A 20,649-nucleotide genomic window follows, 5' to 3' on the forward strand; every position below is an offset into this window, starting at 1 on the left:
TTGGCTCTCCCATTATTCTTTCTGTGCGACCCTATATCCACGAACCTGGACTGCTCCAAGGCCCCCTAAAAGGCCAGGATCGGGTGCTGCGTCCTCGAGTGCGTGCGCTGACCCGCCGCCTATTGATGTATTCATAATAAAGTCTTTGATGCAGAACGGCTCGTTTTCGATATTCCGCATCGAGGTCAAGGATTTACAGGAAGTTCACCTCAGTTGCCGGACAAAGCGCTCTTCAATTCGCTTGATCCAGTCGTCTAGAATTTTTCGAAGCATTCTGGGCTGTCGACCGCCAAGTTGGACCATCGGCCAGATGACGTATGGCCGAGGCTTGGTTAGGGTGCCGCACAATAAGCGTGAGATCGCGCAGCCTTGGAATCGAGTGGAGTCAGTGGAATGAGCGCGAGTGCGACCGTCGCCGAGGTCAAGCGCGACAAGCCATGGATCATCCGGACGTATGCCGGCCATTCCAACGCCAAGGAATCGAACGAACTCTATCGGGGCAATCTGGCCAAGGGGCAGACCGGACTGTCGGTGGCCTTTGATCTGCCGACGCAGACCGGCTACGATCCCGACCACGAATTGGCACGCGGCGAGGTCGGCAAGGTCGGCGTCTCGATCGCTCATCTCGGCGACATGCGGACGCTGTTCGATCAGATTCCGCTGCAGCAGATGAACACCTCGATGACGATCAACGCCACGGCACCGTGGCTGTTGTCGCTCTACCTCGCGGTCGCCGAGGAGCAGGGCGCTCCGCTCAGCGGCCTCCAGGGCACGACGCAGAACGACATCATCAAGGAATACCTGTCGCGCGGCACCTACGTGTTCCCGCCGGCCCCATCCCTTCGCCTGACCAAGGACGTGATCCTGTTCACGACCAAGGAAGTGCCGAAGTGGAACCCGATGAACGTGTGTTCCTACCACCTGCAGGAGGCCGGAGCGACGCCGGTGCAGGAGCTCTCCTACGCGCTGGCCATCGCCATCGCGGTGCTCGACACGGTGCGCGACGACCCGGATTTCGACGAGGCGAGCTTCGCCGACGTGTTCAGCCGCATTTCCTTCTTCGTGAATGCCGGCATGCGGTTCGTCACCGAGATCTGCAAGATGCGGGCGTTCTCGGAGCTTTGGGACGAGATCGCCCAGGAGCGCTACGGCATCACCGATCCGAAGAAGCGCATCTTCCGCTATGGCGTTCAGGTCAACAGCCTCGGACTGACGGAACAGCAACCTGAGAATAACGTCCACCGCATCCTGATCGAGATGCTCGCCGTCACCCTGTCGAAGCGCGCCCGCGCCCGTGCGGTGCAGCTCCCCGCCTGGAACGAGGCTCTGGGCCTGCCGCGCCCCTGGGACCAGCAATGGTCCATGCGGATGCAGCAGATCCTCGCCTTCGAGACCGACCTCCTCGAGTACGAGGACATCTTCGACGGTTCGAAGGTCATCGACGCCAAGGTCGAAGCTCTGAAGGCGGAGACCCGCAAGGCCCTCGAGGAGATCGGCGGCATCGGGGGCGCGGTGGCGGCGGTCGAGACCGGGGCACTGAAGCGCGCCCTCGTGGAATCCAACGCCAAGCGCATCTCGGCCATCGAGGCGGGCGATCAGGTTGTCGTCGGCGTCAACAAGTTTCAGGCCGGCGAGCCTTCGCCTCTCACGGCCGGGGAGGGCGCCATCTTTACGGTCTCCGAGACGGTGGAGATGGAAGCAGAGCAGCGCATCCGCGACTGGCGGGCCAAGCGCGACGGCAAGGCCGTCGAGAAGGCCCTCGACGAGCTCGAGGCCGCGGCGCGTTCGGGCGCCAACATCATGCCGGTCTCGATCGCGGCGGCGAAGGCCGGCGTCACCACCGGCGAATGGGGCACGCGCCTGCGCCAGGTCTTCGGTGAATACCGAGCCCCCACCGGCGTCAGCCTCGAGACGATCTCCTCGGGTGCGGCCGAGGACGCCAAGCTCCTCATCGCCGATCTCGGGGAGCGCCTGGGCGAGACGCCCAAGCTCGTCGTCGGCAAGCCCGGTCTCGACGGCCATTCGAATGGCGCCGAGCAGATCGCGCTCCGCGCCCGCGACGTCGGATTCGACGTGACCTATGACGGCATCCGCCAGACCCCGGCCGAGATCGTGGCGAAAGCCAAGGAGACCGGCGCCCACGTGGTCGGACTGTCGATCCTGTCCGGCAGTCACGTACCCCTGGTGCGCGACGTAAAGGCGAAGATGCGGGAGGCGGGCCTCGACCACGTCCCCCTCGTCGTCGGCGGGATCATCTCGCCGGACGACGAACTCGTCCTCAAGAACATGGGCGTCACGGCGGTCTACACGCCGAAGGACTACATCCTCGACACGATCATGATCGGCATCGCCAAGGTGGTGGGCCGCGCCCTCGACAAGCGCGCCGCCGAGAAGGCGGATGCCGCAGCCGGAATCGGCGGATCCTCCGTCAGGGAGGGCGGCGAAAAGGTGTTCTGACGCTACCACGTACCTTCCTCCCTTTCGGGGGAAGGTGCCTATGCAACCGGCTCGGAGAGGCGGCCTCTCCGAAAGGTGCACTCTCCCCGCCAGCGGCAAAAACGGGTAGGCACTCCGCACGACCTCGCGACATCAGCGGACGCTCACACGACAATGCCTTTCGCGCCGCTCGTCGCCGTACCGCTGGCCGCCTGCCTCAGCGCGGTCCTGATCGTGCTGCTCAAACCGATCCTTCAACGCTATGCGCTCGCCCGGCCGAACGCGCGGTCGAGCCACAGCGTACCGACCCCCCAAGGGGCCGGCATCGCGATCGTCCTCGCCATCCTGGCGACCGGTGGGCTCCTGGCATCCCTGATGCAGCCTATGCCAGCGACGATGGAGGCGCTGGTCCTCGCTCATGCGACGCTGCTCCTCGCCATCGTGGGTGCAGTCGACGATATTAGGCCGCTGCCGGCCACGTTGAGACTCGGTCTTCAGACTCTTGCGGTGACCGGCCTCGTCCTGTCGGTGGAGGGACGGCTCCTACCCGAGATTCCGCTCATTGCTGAGCGCGCGCTCGCCGTCCTGGCCGGAGTCTGGTTCGTGAACCTGACGAACTTCATGGACGGGCTCGACTGGATGACGGTCTCGGCCATGGTGCCGGTCTCGGCCGCGCTGATGCTCGCCGGACTCGGCGGGGAAATACCGCCGCTGCCGACCCTCGTGGCCGCGTCCCTCCTCGGTGCGCTGATCGGCTTTGCACCCTTCAATCGCCCGGTGGCCCGCCTTTTCCTGGGGGATGTCGGCTCCCTGCCGATCGGCCTTCTGGTGGCGTGGCTGCTCTACCGCCTCGGCCTGCAGCACGGTCTGGCGGCAGCCATCCTTCTTCCGCTCTACTACATCGCCGATTCCACGCTGACGCTGCTGCGCCGTGCGGCCAAGGGCGAGCCGGTCTGGAAGGCGCATCGCAGCCATTACTACCAGCGCGCCACCTCGAACGGCTTCACGGTGACGGAAGTGGTCGGGCGGGTCTTCGTCCTCAACACTGCGCTGGCGGTCCTGGCGGGCGCCACCTTGCTTTGGCCGTCGCGGCTTGTCACGCTCGCGGCCCTTGCTGCCGGCGCGGCCATGGTCGCCGCGACGCTGCGTCGGTTCTCGACCTTGCGAGAAGGAATCGCCGCTTGAGCGGAAACGTCATCGCGCTGACCGGTGCCACCGGCTTCATCGGCCGTCACCTGCTGCGCTCGCTCGCGAATCAGGGTTACCGGGTCCGGGTGCTGCTGCGACGCCCAGTCGAGTTGCCGCCCGGCGCCAGCGGCGCCGTGGTGGGCGATTTGAGCCGGCCCATGAACATGGCGGCGGCACTTTCTGGCGTCGACGCCATCGTCCATTCCGCCGGCCTCGCCCATGCCATGTCCGGCACGCCGGAGGACGATTACCGATCCTCGAACATCGACGCGACCCGACGTCTCGCTGAAGCCGCGGCCAAGGCGCGTATCGGCCGCTTCGTCTTCCTCTCCTCGATCAGGGCACAGACCGGCATCAGCGCGGCCGGAACCGTCACCGAAGTCGATCATCCAAATCCCACCGACGCCTATGGCCGCTCGAAACTCGCCGCTGAGGAAGCCTTGGCCGAGATCGGGATCGACTGGGTCGCCCTGCGCCCTGTCCTCGTCTATGGCGCTGGCGTGAAAGGCAACATGGCCGCGCTCCTGCGGCTCGCGCGAACGCCCTATCCCCTCCCACTCGCGAGCCTGACGGGGCGTCGGTCCCTGATCTCGGTGGAGAACCTCTCGGCAGCCATCGTCACGGTGCTTCGTCACGAAGGACCGCTTGGCCGGGCGCTGGTGGCGGCAGAGCCGGACGCCTTGACCTTGCCCGGCATGATCGCGGCCTTACGCGCCGGCCTCAACCGCCGCGCCGGTCTTGTACCCTGTCCGCCGAGCCTGTTCGGCCTCGCCTGCCGGATGACGGGTCGGCGGGAGATCTTCGAGCGCCTGTCGGGCGACCTCGTGGCGCAATCCAAGGGGCTGTCTGCGTTGGGTTGGTCCCCGCAATCGACCTCATTCCAGGGGCTTACAGCCCTGGCCCGCACGGAGGGTGCAGCCTAGGCCGGGATGGTCATTGGCGCAGGTTGTGACACGGGAACCGCTTTCGGCCGGTTGCGGTAATCGGGGATGGCGGTTTCGAACACCTGATCGGCGGCGGCCCTGTCATGATTGGCGACCGCCAGTTTCAGCGCGGCGATCCAACCCTCCAAGACGGTACGGTCGGCGAAGACGGGCTTGGCCGCCATGACACCGTCGATCCCGTCGAGCGCGACACGCGGCTCCTCGCGGGCGAACAGGATCTCGTTCAAACGCTCCCCCGGCCGCGAGCCGGTGAAGACCACCTCGATGTCTTCGCCGGGCTCGAAACCAGCGAGCCGGATCATCCGCTCGGCGAGATCGAGAATGCGCACGGGCTGACCCATCTTCAAAACGTAGACTGCAGCCCGCTGGTCGGATTCGGGGGCGGTCAGAGACAGGCAGCGTCCCTCGCGGTCGCCATGCGAGGCTGCGGTCAGAACGAGGTCGGCGGCCTCGCGCACGGTCATGAAGTAGCGCACCATTTCCGAATCGGTGACCGTGACCGGGCCGCCTCGGGCGATCTGCGCCTTGAACACTGGCACCACCGAACCGACCGAGCCGAGCACGTTGCCAAACCGCACCGCGATCAGACGAGTCGGCTTGCCCTGCGACGCGGTCGCTTGCTCGGCATCGAGCGCCTGGGCCACCATCTCGGCGAAGCGCTTGGTGACGCCGAGTTGGGAGACGGGCTCGATCGCCTTGTCGGTGGAAATCATCACCATGGCGCGCGCACGAGCCGCTACCGTCGCATCCGCGACGTTGATGGAACCGAGGACGTTGGTCTTGATGCCCTCCGACCAGTCCCGCTCCAGATACGGCACCTGCTTCAGGGCTGCGGCGTGGAACACGTAATCCGGCCGGAAACCGGCGAAGACCGCGTGCAGACGTTCACGGTCGCGAATATCGCAGAGTGCACCGGTGACATCGGCCGCTGCGATGGCGGGCTGGCTCAGGATGCCATGCAGGGCAGGCTCTGAATTCTCCACGACAAGGACGGATGCTGCGCCGAAGGCCACGGCCCGGGCGACAATCTCGGATCCGATGGAACCCCCGCCACCCGTGACGATAACGCGCGTCCCATTGAGGAAACGCTCGAGGCGCGGCCGGTCGATGGAGACGGTGGGTCGCAAGAGGAGATCCTCGATCTCCAGGGGCGCCAGTTCGGCATCGCGCATGCCCTCGCCGAGACTGGTGACCCGCGACAACGGAAGGCCGAGTCGGCGGGCGCGGGCGATCAGGTCGTCGGGCTCCGCCTCCGGTGTCAGGGCATTGGGAACGGCGACGAGGCGGCGTACCGGGGTACCCTCACTGGCTAGGTTAGCGACGACTCGCTCGAGGTCGGAGAAGGCCCCCAGGATGGGAACGCCGCGCATGATCTGGCCGGTCTCGTTTGCGCGTGGCGCAAGGATGCCCTTGGGGGACAGGCGCCGCACCGAGCCCGCTTCGATGGCGCGAAGCAGAAGTTCGATATCCCTGCCACGCCCGAGCAGCAGCGTCGGGGTCGTGGCGCTGCGAGCCTGGCTCTGCCGCGAACGCGTGTATTTCAGGTAGCGGAAGGCGAGCCGGGTGCCCCCCAACAGGAAGATCTGCAGCACCCAGTACAGGGCAATGGCGATCTTTCCGAAAAAGTAGAATCCATACATGTCCGCCGAAACGAGCACGTAGTCGACGACGAGGAGCGTGAGGGCGAGGACGCTCGCCGCCTTGACGATTCCGGCGAGGTCGGGGAGCGAGGCGAAGCGCCACTTTGTCCGGTAGAGCTTGAACCGACCGTAGACCAGCGCGGCGAAAGCCACGAACGGGGGCAGCAGAAGTGGAAGCGCGTCGAGGCGTTCGGCGAGCAACTCACCGTTGAAGCGGAAAACGAAGGTGAGTGTCACGGCTAGGACGGTCGCCACGCAATCGTGGACCACCATCACCGCTGTCTTGTAGATGCGCTGCTGCATGGGCTCCGGGCCGGGCGCGGTATCGGCGACGGAACGCCCCTCTGTCAACGCACGCCACGAACCACGGGGCTACACATCAGTTCAGATTGCGCATGGCACGCAGGACGGCATCGTCGGTTTCGTCGAGATCCGGTGCGTCGATGTGGCGGTACCAGGCTTGGATCAGGCCATACACGCCAAAGGCGAGATGCCCGGCGGCGACGATGCCAAGAAGGACGGAACCGTAGGGCTGAGCTCGCAAGGCGGAGAAAGCGCCCGCCAAACCCTTCACCTCCGAGGAGGCTTGGTACCACGCGGCGACCAGCACGAAGCCGCCGATGATTACGAACGCAACCCCACGCGCAGCGTATCCGAACTGACCCAACGGCTTGACCCATCGGCAATGGGCCTCGTCGAGAGAGAGCCGGTCGGTGACATCGCCCTTCCCGGCCTTCACCAGGAAGGCGATTCCTCCGCCGATGATGCCCAGGCCGATGAGGCCGACCAGCCATGGGCCGAATGGCTTGGCCAGCAGCCACGAGGTCCAATCCTGCAATCCTCCGCCGCCGCTGGCGCGTCTGCCGAGGCCGAGGGCGAGACTGGCCGCCGTGATGCCGAGGCCGACAGCCACGATGCCGCTGCCGAAATGCGCCAGCCGAACGACGAGCCCCTTCGCCGAGGTGCCGTGCCGGTCGGCGTCGGTGACGGATTCGACGAACCTCCAGGCGGCGAAACAAAACAGTCCCAGCGCTATGAGCCCGACGAGGATGGCCCCGAACGGTCCGAGGAAGACCCACCGGATCGCGCTCTCGCTATCGCCCGCCCGACCGCCCTGGCCCAGAGCGGCGAGAAGCGCCAGCCCGCCGACGATGCAATAGACGATGCCTCTCGCACCGAACCCCATGCGGGCGAGACGCTCGATCGTATTGCGGCCCATTCGCTTCACGAGGAGACTTTCACGATGACCTGTGGCGGAGACGAGCGGACGGACCGCGTTCCCTCCAACGCCGTTCGGGCTCGGACCGCTCCGGCATGGCCGTCATTTCTTTGCCGGCGCGAGACCGGAGCCTCCTAGTCGCCGGCGCGTGTCGCCTTGCCGGCGAGCGCAACATAGAAGCCGAGGCCATCGCCGGCCGGAAGTGTCTGAAGTCGATCGACGATCCCCTTGCGCTTCGCGTCCAGCAACAGCCTGCCGACGGGCTGGAACAGGGTCTCTCCGCCGCCTTCCGGCGGGGGATCGAAGCGGATCGCCACGGTCTTGCCTTTGCCGAAGCGACTGCGCTCCAGCATGTCGTTCAAGGATGCTTCGGCCGTCGGACGGTTCGTCCCGCGCAGATCGAGAACGGATTCCGCATCGGTGACTCCTAGAGAACCGCGCAGCTTGTCGGCGTAGAAATCTTCAAAGTGGGGCAAGGGCGGGACCTGACGCGGCGAGGGCGATGGGAGGCTCAGAGAGGCAGTCCGGTATAGAGGGCGCCGACCGGCACGGCGCCACCGAGTTCGGGAAGGTCGAGGCTGTCGTCACGGTACAGGGCCTCGACCGTCCAGCTCCCCGCCTCGGTCCGGCGCCAGGCCTCGACCCTGACCTCGTCCATCGCCGCGCTGAGCACGCCGAGGCCGGGAAGCGCGTTGCGGCCCCGGCGTTCCGCGAGCTCGTCGAGGCGTCGGATCAGGTTGGAAACGATGCGCTGGTGGCGCGCGGAAGGCGGCGACATCAGCAGGGCTATGCCGTCGATCAGTTCCCAGCGTTCCTCGTCGGGCCGGGGCTCGGCCCAGAGGCGGAACTCGGCGACGGTCATGCGGGTATCGCGGCGCGCGGCGACGGCCATGGCGGGGGCTCCCGATCGGATACGGGATGGTAGCATCCCGCCGAAACCCTGCAACATCCGTGCAGAGGAAGCCGCTATGCAGTCGTGCTCGGGCGGGATCCCGGGCTCCACAGCGCGGCCTGGGAAAAGACGTGGCGTTGGTCCTCGCCCATCATGGTCTGGCCCTTGGCGCCAAGCAGAGGGCACGGAGCGCGGGGAGTACGATCCCGCGCTCCGTTCGTCTATTCAGCTCTGAACGAGGACGTTCCGGAACTGCCAGGGGTCGCTCTCGTCGATGTTCTCGGGGAACAGGCCGGGGCGCCCGCTCAGCGGGGTCCAGTCGGTGTACACGCCGACGACGGGACCGAGATACGGCATCTGGACTTCGAGGCAGCGGCGGAAATCCATCTCGTCAGCCTCGACGATGCCGGCTTCGGGGTTCTCCAGCGCCCAGACCATGCCGGCGAGCACCGCCGATGTGACCTGAAGGCCGGTGGCGTTCTGGTACGGCGCGATCCGACGGGTCTCCTCGATGGAGAGCTGGGAGCCGAACCAATAGGCGTTCTTCTCGTGGCCGTAGAGGAGCACGCCGAGTTCATCGATTCCATCGACGATCTCGTTCTCATCGAGGATGTGGTGCTTTTCCTGCACCTCCGCAGCCTTGCCGAACATCTCGTGCAGCGAGAGCACCGCGTCGTTGCAGGGGTGGTAGGCGTAGTGACAGGTCGGGCGGTAGGCAGCGCGCTCGCCCTCCATCACGGTGTAATAGTCGGAGATCGAAACCGCCTCGTTATGCGTCACGAGGAAGCCGAACTGGCTCTGGGCCGTCGGCGTCCACGACCGCACGCGGGTGTCGGCACCGGGCTGGAGAAGGTAGATCGCGCAGCGCGAGCCTTTCTCCTGATCACGGGCATTGTCCGGGCGCCAGGTCTCGTGGGTTCCCCAGCCGAGTTCGGCCGGCTGGTTGCCCTCGGAAACGAAGCCTTCCACCGACCAGGTGTTGACGAAGACGCCCATGGGCTTCGGGCCCTTGGCGCGCTGGGTGTCGCGCTCGGCGATATGAATGCCCTTGACGCCGACCTCGCGCATGAGGGCGGCCCACTGGTCACGGGTCTTCGGCTCGGGCGTGGTCAGGCCGAGATCGGACGCGACGTTGAGGAGTCCCTGCTTCACGAACCACGAGACCATGCCCGGATTGGCGCCACAGCACGAGACGGCGGTGGTGCCACCGGGGTTCGCGGCGCGCGCGTCGAGGATGTCCTGGCGCAGGGCGTAGTTGGTGCGGTCGCCCTGGCCCTTGGACTTGTCGAAATAGAAGCCGGGCCAGGGCTCGGCGACGGTGTCGATGTAGAAGGCGCCGAGTTCACGGCACAATTCCATGATGGCGCGGGAATAGGTGTCCACGGACACGTTCACGCAGAAGCCCTGGCCGCCGCCCTCGGTGAGGAGGGGCGTGAGGATCTCGCGGTAATTGTCCTTGGTCAGCGCCACCTGCTCGAAGCGGAGGCCATGTTGATCGGCCAGGGCCTTATGCGCATCGGAGGGCTCGACGACGGTGAAGCGCGCCTTGTCGTATTCGAAATGACGCTCGATGAGCGGAAGGGTCCCGCGGCCGATCGAGCCGAAGCCGATCATCACGATGGGACCGCTGATGCGGCCGTGGACGGGCCAGGAGGTGGCGGCTTCGGTCATGCGGGCAATCCTTCTTCTCGGCCCCGCTCGAACTCACGAGCGAGGCACGTCCTTAGTCGGCGGAAATGACGGTCAGGCGACGGGCTAGTGGCCGGTTGAGGGCGTGCGGTCAACCACATCGCCGGCTTCAGCCACGTGGACCACGAGTGGTCCACGAGGGAAGATCATTAACATGAAGTTACGTCGACGCATGATTCAGACGCGGGTCGCCTTCCCGTTGGGCACCGTTGCGAATGATCCGCGACGCGCCGATATTGCAATGCAACAAACACGACATCGACACACCTACGGGACGGGAAACGCCAGAACGCCACATCACGGAGTTCCGATGTTATCCTTGTTTATCGCCAATACCCCCGCGCCAGCCGAAGAGCCGATCGATCGCGATCCCGGCGTCATCACCCTCGCGGCGGCTCTCATCCGTGCCGTTCGCCGCCAGCACGATGCAGCCTTCCGCCGCCGCTGCGAGCAGGCGACGACCACGACCGCCGTCTAGCGCTCACGCCGCCTGTCGTCGTGAATCCAATCCCTCCGGACAGGCAGCCTCATCCAGGATGCCTGAAGCGGAGAGGATGCCGGTCGCGCCGTCGAGCGCGCCCCTGCGCAGGTTGACACCGAGCAACCGCGTCCTTTCGAACGGGCCCGGCATGGACAGCCCACTCATGAGATCACCGGAAAAACCGAAGCGGGCATAATACGGCGCATCGCCGACGAGGACGATGGCGCCGTGACCGAGGGCGCGTGCCTTACCGATCGAGGCCCACATCAAAGTGCTGCCGAGGCCATGGCCCTGGAGCGAGGGATCGACCGCGAGCGGCCCCAGAAGCAAGGCAGGCCGTCCACGTCCCGCTTCCACATGCCAGAGACGGACGGTGCCGACGATCCGGCCATTCAGTTCCGCGGTCAGTGACAATCCGTGAGCGGGAAGGCGCCCCTCGCGCAGCCGCTCGGACGTCTTGAGGAATCGCGCCGGGCCGAAGCAAGTATCGAGCAATTGCTCCCGAGCCGAAACATCGGTCGGCCGTTCGTCACGAATCTCGATCAAGGCCGTGCCCTTTCCCAGTCCTGGCTGGTCAACCCATCTGACGTGACGGCGCGGATCCCGCACCAGTCACATGCGATGGAACCGTCCTCGCCCGCTGCCGGGCGGCGGTTAAGCCGCCCGAGCTCCGATTATATGGCGGTCAGATGACGTATTGCTGAAGGGGGGGGAAGCCGTTGAACGCCACCGCCGCGTAGGTGGCGGTGTAGGCTCCGGCCCCTTCGATCAGCACCTTGTCGCCGATGGAAAGCGAGACGGGGAGCGGGTAGGGCACCTTCTCGTAGAGGACATCGGCTGAATCACAGGTCGGTCCCGCGAGCACGCAGGGGGCCATGCGGTCCTCGTCATGCTCCGTCCGGATCGCGTAACGGATCGACTCGTCCATGGTTTCGGCTAGGCCGCCGAACTTTCCGATATCGAGATAGACCCAGCGGATCTCGTCCTCGGCATCGGACTTCTTCGAGACCAGGATCACCTCGGCTTCAATCATGCCGGCATTGCCGACCATGCCGCGACCGGGCTCGATGATCGTCTCCGGCAGCTGGTTGCCGAAATGCTTGGTGAGGGCGCGGAAGATCGCATCGCCGTAGGATTCCACGCCAGGCACCGCCTTCAGGTACTTGGTGGGGAAGCCGCCGCCGAGATTGACCATGGACAGGGTGATGCCCCGGTCGGCGCATTCACGGAAGATCGTGGAGGCCGAAGCGAGCGCCCCGTCCCAGGCTTCGGTGTTGCCCTGCTGCGAACCCACATGGAACGACACGCCGTAAGCATGCAGTCCCTGGCGGCAGGCATGCTCCAGAACATCGACGGCCATCTCCGGCACGCAGCCGAACTTGCGTGACAGGGGCCATTCGGCGCCGGCACCGTCGCAGAGAATGCGGCAGAACACCTGCACCGAGCCGAGTTCGACCTCGGCGGCCTCGGCAGCACGGGCGATCTTCTCGACCTCGACCTGACAATCGACGGCGAACAGGCGAACGCCGAGCTTGAGCGCACGGGTGATGCAGCGCTCTTTCTTGATGGTGTTGCCGAATGAGATCCGGTCGGCGGTGGCACCGCTGGCCAGAGCCATCTCCACCTCGACCACAGAGGCCGTGTCGAAGCAGGAGCCCATCTCGGCAAGCAGACGCAAGACTTCCGGCGCCGGATTCGCCTTCACGGCATAGAAGACGCGGGTATCGGGCAATGCACGGGCGAAGGCAGTGAAGTTGTCGCGCACGACATCGAGGTCGAGGACCATCACCGGGCCTTCGTCCTGGCCCATGTCACGGCGAGCGCGCAGAAAGTCGCGGATACGATCGGTCATGGTCGTTCCAACCCACAGGTTCGCGAGCGCCCGTTCGTGGGGCGCGCTATCGAAATCGGGACGGCCGTGAGCCGTCCGGCGTCTGGGGGCGACGCGACGCGATCCGCGACGTGCTTTGGAGACACGTCGTCGACCGCGGGCGCATCAGCACCCGGAAGCTGCCGTGGATTGGAAGGGAGATCCCCACCGCACGCCGGGCAAAGAGAAACAAGCCTCTTCGGTGCCGGCCTTTGGAGGGCCGACGAGACCAAAAAAGCCCGTTCGTCGTTGCTTTAAGCTGCGTCCCCCGTGGAGAGCGGGGTTCGCCGGTTTCGCCTCCGGCTGCCGGTTGTTGTCGGGGTCCGGTGTTGCCACCTGGATGCCGGCCGGAGGGAATCCACCCTGTCGACCATCGATCCTTTAAGACCCCTGGCGGCTGTCCGGCAGTTGGCCGGATGCCCACCAACCGACACGCGGCCACAGGCACGTGCGAAATTGGGCAAGGCGCATATACGTTCGATGCGTCTCCGCGACAAGGAAAAACCGGTTTTCTCTCACCCGAAACCCGACCTTACCGCCTCAATGTGACCCAAAAAGCGCACCCGGGTCGGTAGGCCCTTTCCAAGGCGTCACGAACGGGTCATTGAGCAGGCGGTTTTCATGCTGATCGAACCAGTCCGATCCACCGCCTCATCCCGAGGTGCCAGAGCGTAGCGGAGGCCTCGAGGCAGGGCTCCATCACGCATTGCGACCTCTGGGAGGCTCCCACGAGGCCCGCTCAGATGGGCACCTCGGGGTGAGGTGGGCTGGATGGGACCGTGCGGGGAAGCCCGATCGTCCCTCACCACCGACCAGAGCCGCAGGACCATGACCGAGCCCACCCGCCGCGCGCTTCTCACCGGTATCGCCGCCCTGTCCGTCGCCGGCACAGCGTCGACGGCGCAGGAGGGGCGCGCACCCAAACCCTTCGATTTCGAGGAGGTGGAGCGCCGCGCCGAGGAGCTTGCCAAGGTCGCTTACGATGCGCGGGTACCGCCCCTTCCGGCTCCCATCGCAAAGCTCGATTACGACGCCTGGCGTGACATCCGTTTCAAGCCCGACAAGGCCTTTCTCGGCGGAGAGAACAGCCCGTTCCGGCTGCAGCTCTTCCATGTCGGCTTTCTCTATAACCGGCCCGTCACCGTGAACCTCGTGCGTCGCGGCATCGCGACGCCGATCGCCTATCAGTCGAGCCTGTTCGACATGGGACGGACGAAGCTCGACAAGCCGCTGCCGGTCGATCTCGGCTTCGCTGGTCTCCGCTTCCACAGCTACCTCAACAAGCCGAACCTGCTCGACGAACTCATCGTGTTTCTCGGCGCCAGCTATTACCGCTTCCTTGGGCGCGATCAGCTGTATGGCCTATCCGCCCGTGGGCTCGCCCTCAACGTCGAGGGGGAGGGCGCTCCGGAGGAATTCCCGGTCTTCCGCGAATTCTGGGTGACGATGCCTGAGACCAACGCCGATTCGCTGCTGATTCATGCCCTTCTCGATAGCCCCTCGGTGACCGGTGCCTTCGCCTTCACGGTAAAGCCGGGCGACGAGACCAGCGTCGCCGTTCGCTCGACGCTGATCCCAAGGGTTGCGCTCCCATCGGTGGGCGTCGCACCGCTCACCTCGATGTTCTTCATCGGCGAGAACGACCGGCACCATTCGGACGATTACCGGCCCGAACTCCACGATTCCGATGGTCTTCAGATCGCGGCCGGATCGGGCGAATGGCTCTGGCGCCCCCTGGACAATCCGAAGGTGCGACGCATCTCGTCCTTCGTCGATCGCGATCCGAAGGGGTTCGGACTGATGCAGCGGGATCGCGCTTTCGAATCTTATCAGGATCTCGAAGCGTCCTATGGTCGGAGGCCGAGCTACTTCGTCGAACCCGAGGGTGACTGGGGCGAGGGCGCCGTGACCTTGATGGAACTGCCGACCGATACCGAGGTCAACGATAACATCGTCGCCTATTGGCGTCCGAGGCAGCCTTATCCGGCCGGCGAACCGGTCCGCATGTCGTACCGCGTGCGCGCCAGGAGTTCGAACACCAGACTGCATCCGGGCGGATATGTGGCGAACACCTTCCTGGCCGCCACGAGTGCCAGCGGTGCCGCCAAGGGGGAGGAGGCGAAAGGGACGCTGAGCCGCCGCTTCCTCATCGATTTCGCCGGCGGCGAGCTGCCCTATTATCTCTCGGACCCGAGTAAGGTGGAGGTGGTAGCCGGCGCTTCACAGGGGCGGATCACCGCCACATCGCTCACTCCGAACCCGCATATCGGAGGGTTGCGGGCAGCGATCGACATCACCCTCGACGCGGCGGACCAATCCACCGATCTCCGCGCCTTCCTGCGCGCCAGCGGTCGAGCATTGTCGGAAACCTGGGTCTATCCCTGGACCACAGCGTGAGCGCCCAAGCCTACAAACGGCAGACGGTCGCTCCGGTCACCATCCGTCCGGCGACATTGGGCGACCTCGACGCCCTGGTCGCTCTGGAACACGCGGCTTTTTCGGGAGACCGGGCGGAACGGCGGGCGATCCGCCATGCCATCGGCTCTCCGTCGATGTCGCTGCTGGTCGCTCTGGATGCAGAAGACCGCTCGATCCTGGTGGCGGCGGCCACACTGGAGCGCCGCAAGGGAAGCCGCAGTTGCAGGCTCTCCTCCATCGCGGTGTCTCCCGCACGCGCGGGCCAGGGCCTTGGCGGCATCATGCTCGATGCCGCGGAAGACGACGCACGAGCGCATGGATGCACGAAGCTGCGACTCGAAGTGAGAGCCGATAACGGTGCCGGCATCCGACTCTACGAGCGCCACGGCTACGTGCGCTTCGCTGTCCTCGAAGAGTACTACGAGGACAGCATGGAAGCCTGGCGCTACGAGAAGCCTCTGTAGGCCGTTGCCCCTTCCCCGGTATCGGGGAGGGAGCGGGAAGGGCTTAGTCGCAGTTCTCGCGGGTGACGGTCTTGCGGTCACCGACTTCGTTCTCGCGGGTGACAGACTTCACGCGGCAGCCGTCACGGGTCTCGCGCGTCTCCACGGTACGGGACTCAGATTCCGGCCGCTCGACGATGACGCGCTCGGGCGCCTCGCGCTCGATGATCGTGGTCTGGGCCTGAACCGCCGAAACCCCGAAGAGCGTCAGCAGGGCAGCAGTGGCAAGCATGGAATGACGCATGGCAATCTCCTTCAAAACCATGCGCCCAACGGCGATACGAGCTAGACCGTTCCCATTTCGCACCCCAACCTGCCAAATTCTCCCTTTGCAGGTAGGGTCGGGCACTATCCTTCGATCTTCGAGAAGTCTGCGACCTCCCGGGTCGCCGCCCGCAAAGCGTTGAGCAAGGCGAGGCGATTCTCACGCAGGGCCGGATCGTCGGCATTGACGATGACCTTCTCGAAGAAAGCATCAACGGGCGCGCGCAGGATCGACAAAGCGCGCATGGCCCCGGAGAAATCCTCGGCCGCCACGGCCGCAGACGCGGCTTCCCGGGCGGTCACCAGCGCCTCGGACAGAGCCTGCTCCTCCGGCTCGCCGGAGGCGGCGATGGCGACGCGGTCGGGCTCGGCCTCGTAGCTGCGCCCGTCCTTCTTCTCCTCGATCCGCAGGATGTTGGCCGCGCGCTTGTAGCCGGCGAGCAGGTTCCTACCGTCATCGGTCTCGAGGAACTTGCCCAGCGCCTCGACCCGACGCACGACCATCAGGAGGTCGTCCTGGCCGGGCAGGGCGAAGACGGCGTCGATCAGGTCGTGGCGGGCGCCCTGGTCGCGAAGATAGACCTTCAGGCGGTCGGCGAAGAAACCCTCCAGCTCTCGCGACGCAATCACAAGTTTTTTCTCAACTTTTTCACAGGCAGATATAATTTCTTCCTGTCGAAGATCACTATTTTCATCTTCTCTCTCGGCGTGCATTGTTTGGAGGATACTTGATAGTTTCCTTTCTCCTCCCAAATTTGATCTTATACTTGCAATACATACTATTGATTCGAATGAAGTGGACATTAAACGTATAGCATTACCAACTTCAGAACCGAGTTTCTCGATCATATTGTGCTCGCCGTCCCTTCTTGCTGAGAAGAACCGCGAAATCTTATCAAGATCAAGCTCCTGGTCCACTTGCCAAATCCAAGCAAACGCACCAGAAAATATCAAAGCAATAAATTCTTGAAAATTATTGTTCTTCCCATTTTGGAACGATTCTAATTTCAAGTCTAAATTTTTATCGGTCTGGATAAGGTACAAAAATCCTGAAAAAATTATAGCTCTAGTCAAATTGAGATGCAGCTTGTTCACCAAAGTTATCTTAACAACTCCGTAAGCTGCTCTGCGCAAAGCGAACGGATCTTTGCTTCCCGTTGGCCTTTCGATGCTTGCCCAAAATCCTACGAGCGTATCGAGCTTGTCGGCCAAGGCCACAGCGACAGAGACCGGATCGGACGGCACGCGATCACTCGGCCCGACCGGTTTGTAATGCTCCTCGACAGCTGCGGCGACGCTCGGATGCTCGCCCTGGAGCGCCGCATACTTCCGACCCATCAATCCCTGTAGTTCCGGGAACTCGCCGACCATTTCGGTGACGAGATCGGCCTTGGCGAGGTGGGCGGCCCGCTCGGCGAGGTCCGGGTCGGCACCGACCAACGGCGCCAGTTCGCGCGCCAGCGAGGCAATGCGCTTCACCCGCTCGCCCTGGGTTCCGAGCTTTTCATGGAAGACGATGCTGTCGAGCTTCGGCAGACGGTCTTCGAGACTGATCGCCTTGTCGGTCTCCCAGAAGAACTTCGCGTCCGAGAGGCGGGCGCGCACCACGCGCTCGTTGCCGCCGGTGATCGCGAGGCCGCCATCGCTGGCGATCAGGTTCGAGACCAGGATGAAGGCGGGAGCCAGCGTGTCGGTGCCCGTTTCACGCAGCACGAAGCACTTCTGGTTGGCGCGGATGGTGGCACGGATCGCCTCGGCCGGGATGTCGAGGAAGCTCGGATCGAAGGTGCCGAGCAGCACGACGGGCCATTCGACCAAGCCGGCGACCTCGTCGAGCAGGCCCTCGTCTTCCACGAGTTCGAGACCGCGCGCGAAGGCCAGGTCACGCGCATCGTGCAGGATGATGTCCTTGCGCCGATCCGGGTCGAGCACTACCTTGGCGCGCTCCAACGCCTGGATGTAATCGTCGAACCGCCGCACCTCGATGGCCTCGGGCGCGAGGAACCGGTGTCCGTAGGTGGTGGTGCCGGCGGTGATTCCGTCCACCGAGAACGGTACGGTCTCGGGCGTCTCGGTCTCGGGGCCGAAGGTCGCCACGATGGATTGCAGCGGCCGCACCCAGCGCAGGCTCCCCGGCTGGGAAGACGCTGCGCCCCAGCGCATGGATTTCGGCCAGGGGAAGCTCTTGATGATGGCGGGCAGGATCTCGGCCAGCACGTCGAGCGTCTCGCGGCCGGCCCGCTCGATCACGGCGACATAGAACTCGCCCTTTTTCGGATCGGTGACGATGGTCGCCTGATCGAGACTCGCGAGACCGGCGCTCTTGAGAAATCCCTGAATTGCTCCGTCCGGCGCGCCGACGCGGGGCCCTTTGCGTTCCTCGCGGACGTCCTTCCCGCGTGGCGGGAGGCCCGCCACGTGCAATGCCAGACGGCGCGGGGTCGAGAAGGCCTTCGCTCCCTCGTAGAGGAAGCCGCGCTCCACCAATGCGTCGGTGACGAGCTTCTTCAGATCCTCCGCGGCACGCCGCTGCATGCGGGCAGGAATCTCTTCGGAGCGCAGTTCGAGGAGAAGATCAGGCATGGGGAGCGGGCGTCCGAGATGTTGTTCCGGGATGTCGTCGGCGCCAAGGGCGCGCCCGACGATCATCATGCGAAGGTAAGAGAATGACCGGGCATGTCACGAAGAGGATGCCGGGCGCCTGAAGTCGTGCAAGGGCAGCAGTGCCGCAACTCAACCCGCTCCGCCGCCCGCCGTCTTCAGCCAGGCGGCCCCGCAGGCCTTGGCCAATTCGCGCACGCGCAGGATATAGCTCTGGCGCTCGGTCACCGAAATGACGCCGCGAGCGTCGAGCAGATTGAAGACGTGGCTCGCTTTGATGCACTGGTCGTAGGCAGGCTGGACCATCCGGTGGGTTCCCGAATCTTCCGCCGGCGCGCCCACATCCAGATAGGTGCGGCAGGCCTTCTCCGCGTCGGTGAACTGGCGGAACAACATCGCGGTATCCGCCGCCTCGAAATTGTGGCGCGAGTATTCCTGCTCGGCCTGGAGGAAGACATCACCGTAGGTGACCTTCTCGTCGCCCGCACCGCCATTGAAATTGAGGTCGTAGACGTTCTCGACGCCCTGCACATACATGGCCAGCCGCTCGAGCCCGTAGGTCAGTTCGCCCGCCACCGGAGCGCATTCCACACCGGCGACCTGCTGGAAATAGGTGAACTGACTCACCTCCATGCCGTCGCACCAGCACTCCCAGCCGAGGCCCCAGGCGCCCAATGTCGGGCTCTCCCAATCGTCCTCGACGAAGCGGATGTCGTGCAGCTTCAGGTCGACACCAATGGCGTCGAGGGAGGCGAGGTAGAGCTCCTGCAGGTTCGGCGGGTTCGGCTTCAGGATGACCTGGAACTGGTAATAATGCTGCAGCCGGTTGGGGTTCTCGCCGTAGCGCCCGTCCTTCGGCCGGCGGGAAGGCTGGACATAGGCCGCCTTCCAAGGCTTCGGCCCGAGGGCGCGCAGGGTCGTCGCCGGATGAAACGTGCCGGCGCCCACCTCCATGTCGTAGGGCTGGAGGATCACGCAGCCCTGCGCCGCCCAGAAATTCTGCAGGGTGAGAATCAAGCCTTGGAAGGAGGTCTTGGGGGCGAGATCGACAGCGCTCGGCAGGGCTTGTGCGCTCGACATGGCTAGCTTCCGGTAAGCGGGAAAGCGGCCAGCGTTTAAGAGGCGTACCCGCGCTGTCAAGCCGAAGCCCCGCACCCACGCGGGTGCGCGGCGGCACACATTTCCGCCACGATTGCCATTACGTCCGGAACTGTCTCGCTTGATCTAAGTTCTTAGCACAAATCAAGGGATCAGCCCGGTCGCAACCGACCGGCGAACATTGCGGAAACCGGACCATGCGCAAGTCGTTCACTGTCTTCGCGGCTCTCATTGCAGCTTCCCTGACCGCAACGCCCTTCGTCATGGGGGCATCGAATGCGCTGGCCACCACGGACAAGACCGATCTCGTCGCCATGCCCGCTCTGGTGACGCCGATCGAAGTCGCTAGCGTGCCTGCTCCTGCTTTGCCCGAGACCTGCACCCGCAAAGTGCGCGTGGTGTATTCCGGCTACGGCGCGCCGTCCTCGGCCTGCACCATCGCGACTCGCTGAGATCTCACAACCCGTAGCGAGCCCAGGCCGCCCGCTCTTCGACCGCCGCGAGGGCGTCGGCGGCAAGGCCGTCGACGACCGTAGAGCCCGGAACGGCCCGGCGCAGGAGCCTGCTCACGAGCGACCCCTGCTTCTCGGCCACGACTTTCAGCACGACGTCGTCCCCGAACCGCGCCCGCAACGTCGAGCGGGCATCACCCAGGCCATCGATGAGGCCCAACGGCAGCGCCTGCCGCCCGGTCCAGACCGCGCCGGTGAAGAGGTTGTCGCTGCTAGCTCGAACCGCGGGACGCCTCTCGGACACGAGCGTGGTGAACAGATCCTGCACATCCGCCTGGATCGCCTTCAGCCGCACGATGTCTTCCGGGTTCTCCGGGCGAAACGGGTCCAGCATCGCCTTGGCTTCGCCCTGAGTGTGGACCCTGCGCTCGATACCGATCCGCTCGATGAGCTTGTCGAAGCCGAACCCCGCCGAGACCACCCCGATCGAACCGATCAACGATGTCGGATCGGCGATGATCTCGTCCGCCGCGCAGGCGATCATGTAGCCGCCGGAGGCCGCAACATCCTCCACGAAGGCGTAGACGGGCACCCTCTTCTCGATCGACAGCGCGCGGATGCGGCGGTGGATGAGGTGGGACTGGGCCGGTGATCCTCCGGGCGAGTTGATGACCAGCGCCACCGCCGAGATGCCGGTCATTCCAAAGCCGCTCTCCAGGCTCGAGGCCACGGTGGCCATGGAAAGGCCGGACCGCAACGGTGAGACGGCACCGATGACGCCGCTGAGACGGATAACCGCCACGGTCGGTTTGCGGCCACGCCACGCCTTGGGGAGGATCGGGTGGAGGAAGCGTGGCAGGGGAAGGGACATCAGTCTCGTCTCGCTGGAAAGTTCTGGGCCACCTGGATCGGGGAACGAGCGACATCTCCCCACCCGGCAACAGTCACGAAATG

General features: G+C 64.9%; 18 protein-coding genes. 7 read left to right on the top strand and 11 right to left on the bottom strand.

Translation table 11 applies throughout. From position 1 onward, the window contains the following. Positions 1-393 precede the first annotated feature (393 nt). The 3 genes from ACYQR9_RS11460 to ACYQR9_RS11470 all read left to right on the top strand — a co-directional run bounded on the left by ACYQR9_RS11460 (position 394) and on the right by ACYQR9_RS11470 (position 4,547). Positions 394-2,457, top strand: a complete 2,064-nt coding sequence (locus tag ACYQR9_RS11460; RefSeq protein ID WP_311275369.1) for a protein meaA — start codon at positions 394-396, stop codon at positions 2,455-2,457. A gap of 153 nt (positions 2,458-2,610) precedes the next feature. Further along, on the top strand, positions 2,611-3,621 hold the full coding sequence (locus tag ACYQR9_RS11465; protein WP_461229631.1) for an MraY family glycosyltransferase: 1,011 nt from the start codon (positions 2,611-2,613) through the stop codon (positions 3,619-3,621). After that, positions 3,618-4,547 carry an NAD-dependent epimerase/dehydratase family protein gene (locus ACYQR9_RS11470; RefSeq protein ID WP_461229632.1) on the top strand — a complete coding sequence of 310 codons (930 nt, stop codon included), beginning with the start codon at positions 3,618-3,620 and terminating at the stop codon, positions 4,545-4,547. The genes ACYQR9_RS11465 and ACYQR9_RS11470 overlap by 4 nt, the downstream gene beginning before the upstream one ends. On the opposite strand, the gene ACYQR9_RS11475 is transcribed toward ACYQR9_RS11470, so the two are convergent. The 5 genes from ACYQR9_RS11475 to ACYQR9_RS11495 all read right to left on the bottom strand — a co-directional run bounded on the left by ACYQR9_RS11475 (position 4,544) and on the right by ACYQR9_RS11495 (position 9,990). Continuing rightward, on the bottom strand, positions 4,544-6,511 hold the full coding sequence (locus ACYQR9_RS11475; RefSeq protein ID WP_461229633.1) for an SDR family NAD(P)-dependent oxidoreductase: 1,968 nt from the start codon (positions 6,509-6,511) through the stop codon (positions 4,544-4,546). The genes ACYQR9_RS11470 and ACYQR9_RS11475 overlap by 4 nt on opposite strands. 76 nt (positions 6,512-6,587) lie before the next feature. Then, positions 6,588-7,427 (bottom strand): DUF1206 domain-containing protein, encoded by an 840-nt coding sequence (locus ACYQR9_RS11480; RefSeq protein ID WP_461229634.1) that lies wholly within the window; start codon positions 7,425-7,427, stop codon positions 6,588-6,590. A gap of 134 nt (positions 7,428-7,561) precedes the next feature. After that, positions 7,562-7,903, bottom strand: a complete 342-nt coding sequence (locus ACYQR9_RS11485; protein ID WP_056429987.1) for a hypothetical protein — start codon at positions 7,901-7,903, stop codon at positions 7,562-7,564. A 35-nt stretch (positions 7,904-7,938) separates the two neighbouring features. Then, complete coding sequence (locus tag ACYQR9_RS11490) at positions 7,939-8,319, bottom strand: Uma2 family endonuclease (protein ID WP_461229635.1); 381 nt, start codon at positions 8,317-8,319, stop codon at positions 7,939-7,941. 225 nt (positions 8,320-8,544) lie between these two features. After that, entirely contained in the window at positions 8,545-9,990 is a 1,446-nt protein-coding gene (locus ACYQR9_RS11495) for a homospermidine synthase (RefSeq protein ID WP_461229636.1), read from the bottom strand. Between the two features lie 328 nt (positions 9,991-10,318). Here ACYQR9_RS11495 and ACYQR9_RS11500 point away from each other — a divergent pair, with 328 nt between their 5' ends. Next, positions 10,319-10,486 (top strand): hypothetical protein, encoded by a 168-nt coding sequence (locus tag ACYQR9_RS11500; protein WP_200919145.1) that lies wholly within the window; start codon positions 10,319-10,321, stop codon positions 10,484-10,486. Between the two features lie 3 nt (positions 10,487-10,489). Here ACYQR9_RS11500 and ACYQR9_RS11505 read toward each other — a convergent pair whose 3' ends face one another. Next, on the bottom strand, positions 10,490-11,035 hold the full coding sequence (locus ACYQR9_RS11505; RefSeq protein WP_311275362.1) for a GNAT family N-acetyltransferase: 546 nt from the start codon (positions 11,033-11,035) through the stop codon (positions 10,490-10,492). Positions 11,036-11,174: 139 nt separating this feature from the next. Then, entirely contained in the window at positions 11,175-12,341 is a 1,167-nt protein-coding gene (locus ACYQR9_RS11510; RefSeq protein ID WP_461229637.1) for a type III PLP-dependent enzyme, read from the bottom strand. An 846-nt stretch (positions 12,342-13,187) separates the two neighbouring features. Here ACYQR9_RS11510 and ACYQR9_RS11515 point away from each other — a divergent pair. Beyond that, the gene (locus ACYQR9_RS11515) at positions 13,188-14,756 is read left to right on the top strand and encodes an OpgD/OpgG family glucan biosynthesis protein (RefSeq protein ID WP_461229638.1); all 1,569 of its coding nucleotides are present in this window, start codon (positions 13,188-13,190) and stop codon (positions 14,754-14,756) included. Beyond that, entirely contained in the window at positions 14,753-15,241 is a 489-nt protein-coding gene (locus ACYQR9_RS11520) for a GNAT family N-acetyltransferase (protein WP_461229639.1), read from the top strand. The genes ACYQR9_RS11515 and ACYQR9_RS11520 overlap by 4 nt, the downstream gene beginning before the upstream one ends. A 43-nt stretch (positions 15,242-15,284) precedes the next feature. On the opposite strand, the gene ACYQR9_RS11525 is transcribed toward ACYQR9_RS11520, so the two are convergent. From ACYQR9_RS11525 to ACYQR9_RS11535, 3 genes are all read right to left on the bottom strand, one after another. Next, on the bottom strand, positions 15,285-15,524 hold the full coding sequence (locus ACYQR9_RS11525) for a hypothetical protein (protein WP_207410726.1): 240 nt from the start codon (positions 15,522-15,524) through the stop codon (positions 15,285-15,287). A 104-nt stretch (positions 15,525-15,628) separates the two neighbouring features. Then, positions 15,629-18,127: a glycine--tRNA ligase subunit beta gene (gene glyS / locus ACYQR9_RS11530; protein ID WP_461229641.1), complete on the bottom strand. Its 2,499-nt coding sequence runs from the start codon at positions 18,125-18,127 to the stop codon at positions 15,629-15,631. Between the two features lie 150 nt (positions 18,128-18,277). Further along, entirely contained in the window at positions 18,278-19,225 is a 948-nt protein-coding gene (locus ACYQR9_RS11535; protein ID WP_461229642.1) for a glycine--tRNA ligase subunit alpha, read from the bottom strand. A gap of 215 nt (positions 19,226-19,440) precedes the next feature. Here ACYQR9_RS11535 and ACYQR9_RS11540 point away from each other — a divergent pair, with 215 nt between their 5' ends. After that, entirely contained in the window at positions 19,441-19,695 is a 255-nt protein-coding gene (locus ACYQR9_RS11540; RefSeq protein ID WP_207410723.1) for a hypothetical protein, read from the top strand. 4 nt (positions 19,696-19,699) lie between these two features. On the opposite strand, the gene ACYQR9_RS11545 is transcribed toward ACYQR9_RS11540, so the two are convergent. Then, complete coding sequence (locus ACYQR9_RS11545) at positions 19,700-20,566, bottom strand: S49 family peptidase (protein WP_461229643.1); 867 nt, start codon at positions 20,564-20,566, stop codon at positions 19,700-19,702. Positions 20,567-20,649 lie beyond the last annotated feature (83 nt).

It is taken from the genome of Methylobacterium sp. CM6241, assembly GCF_054817845.1.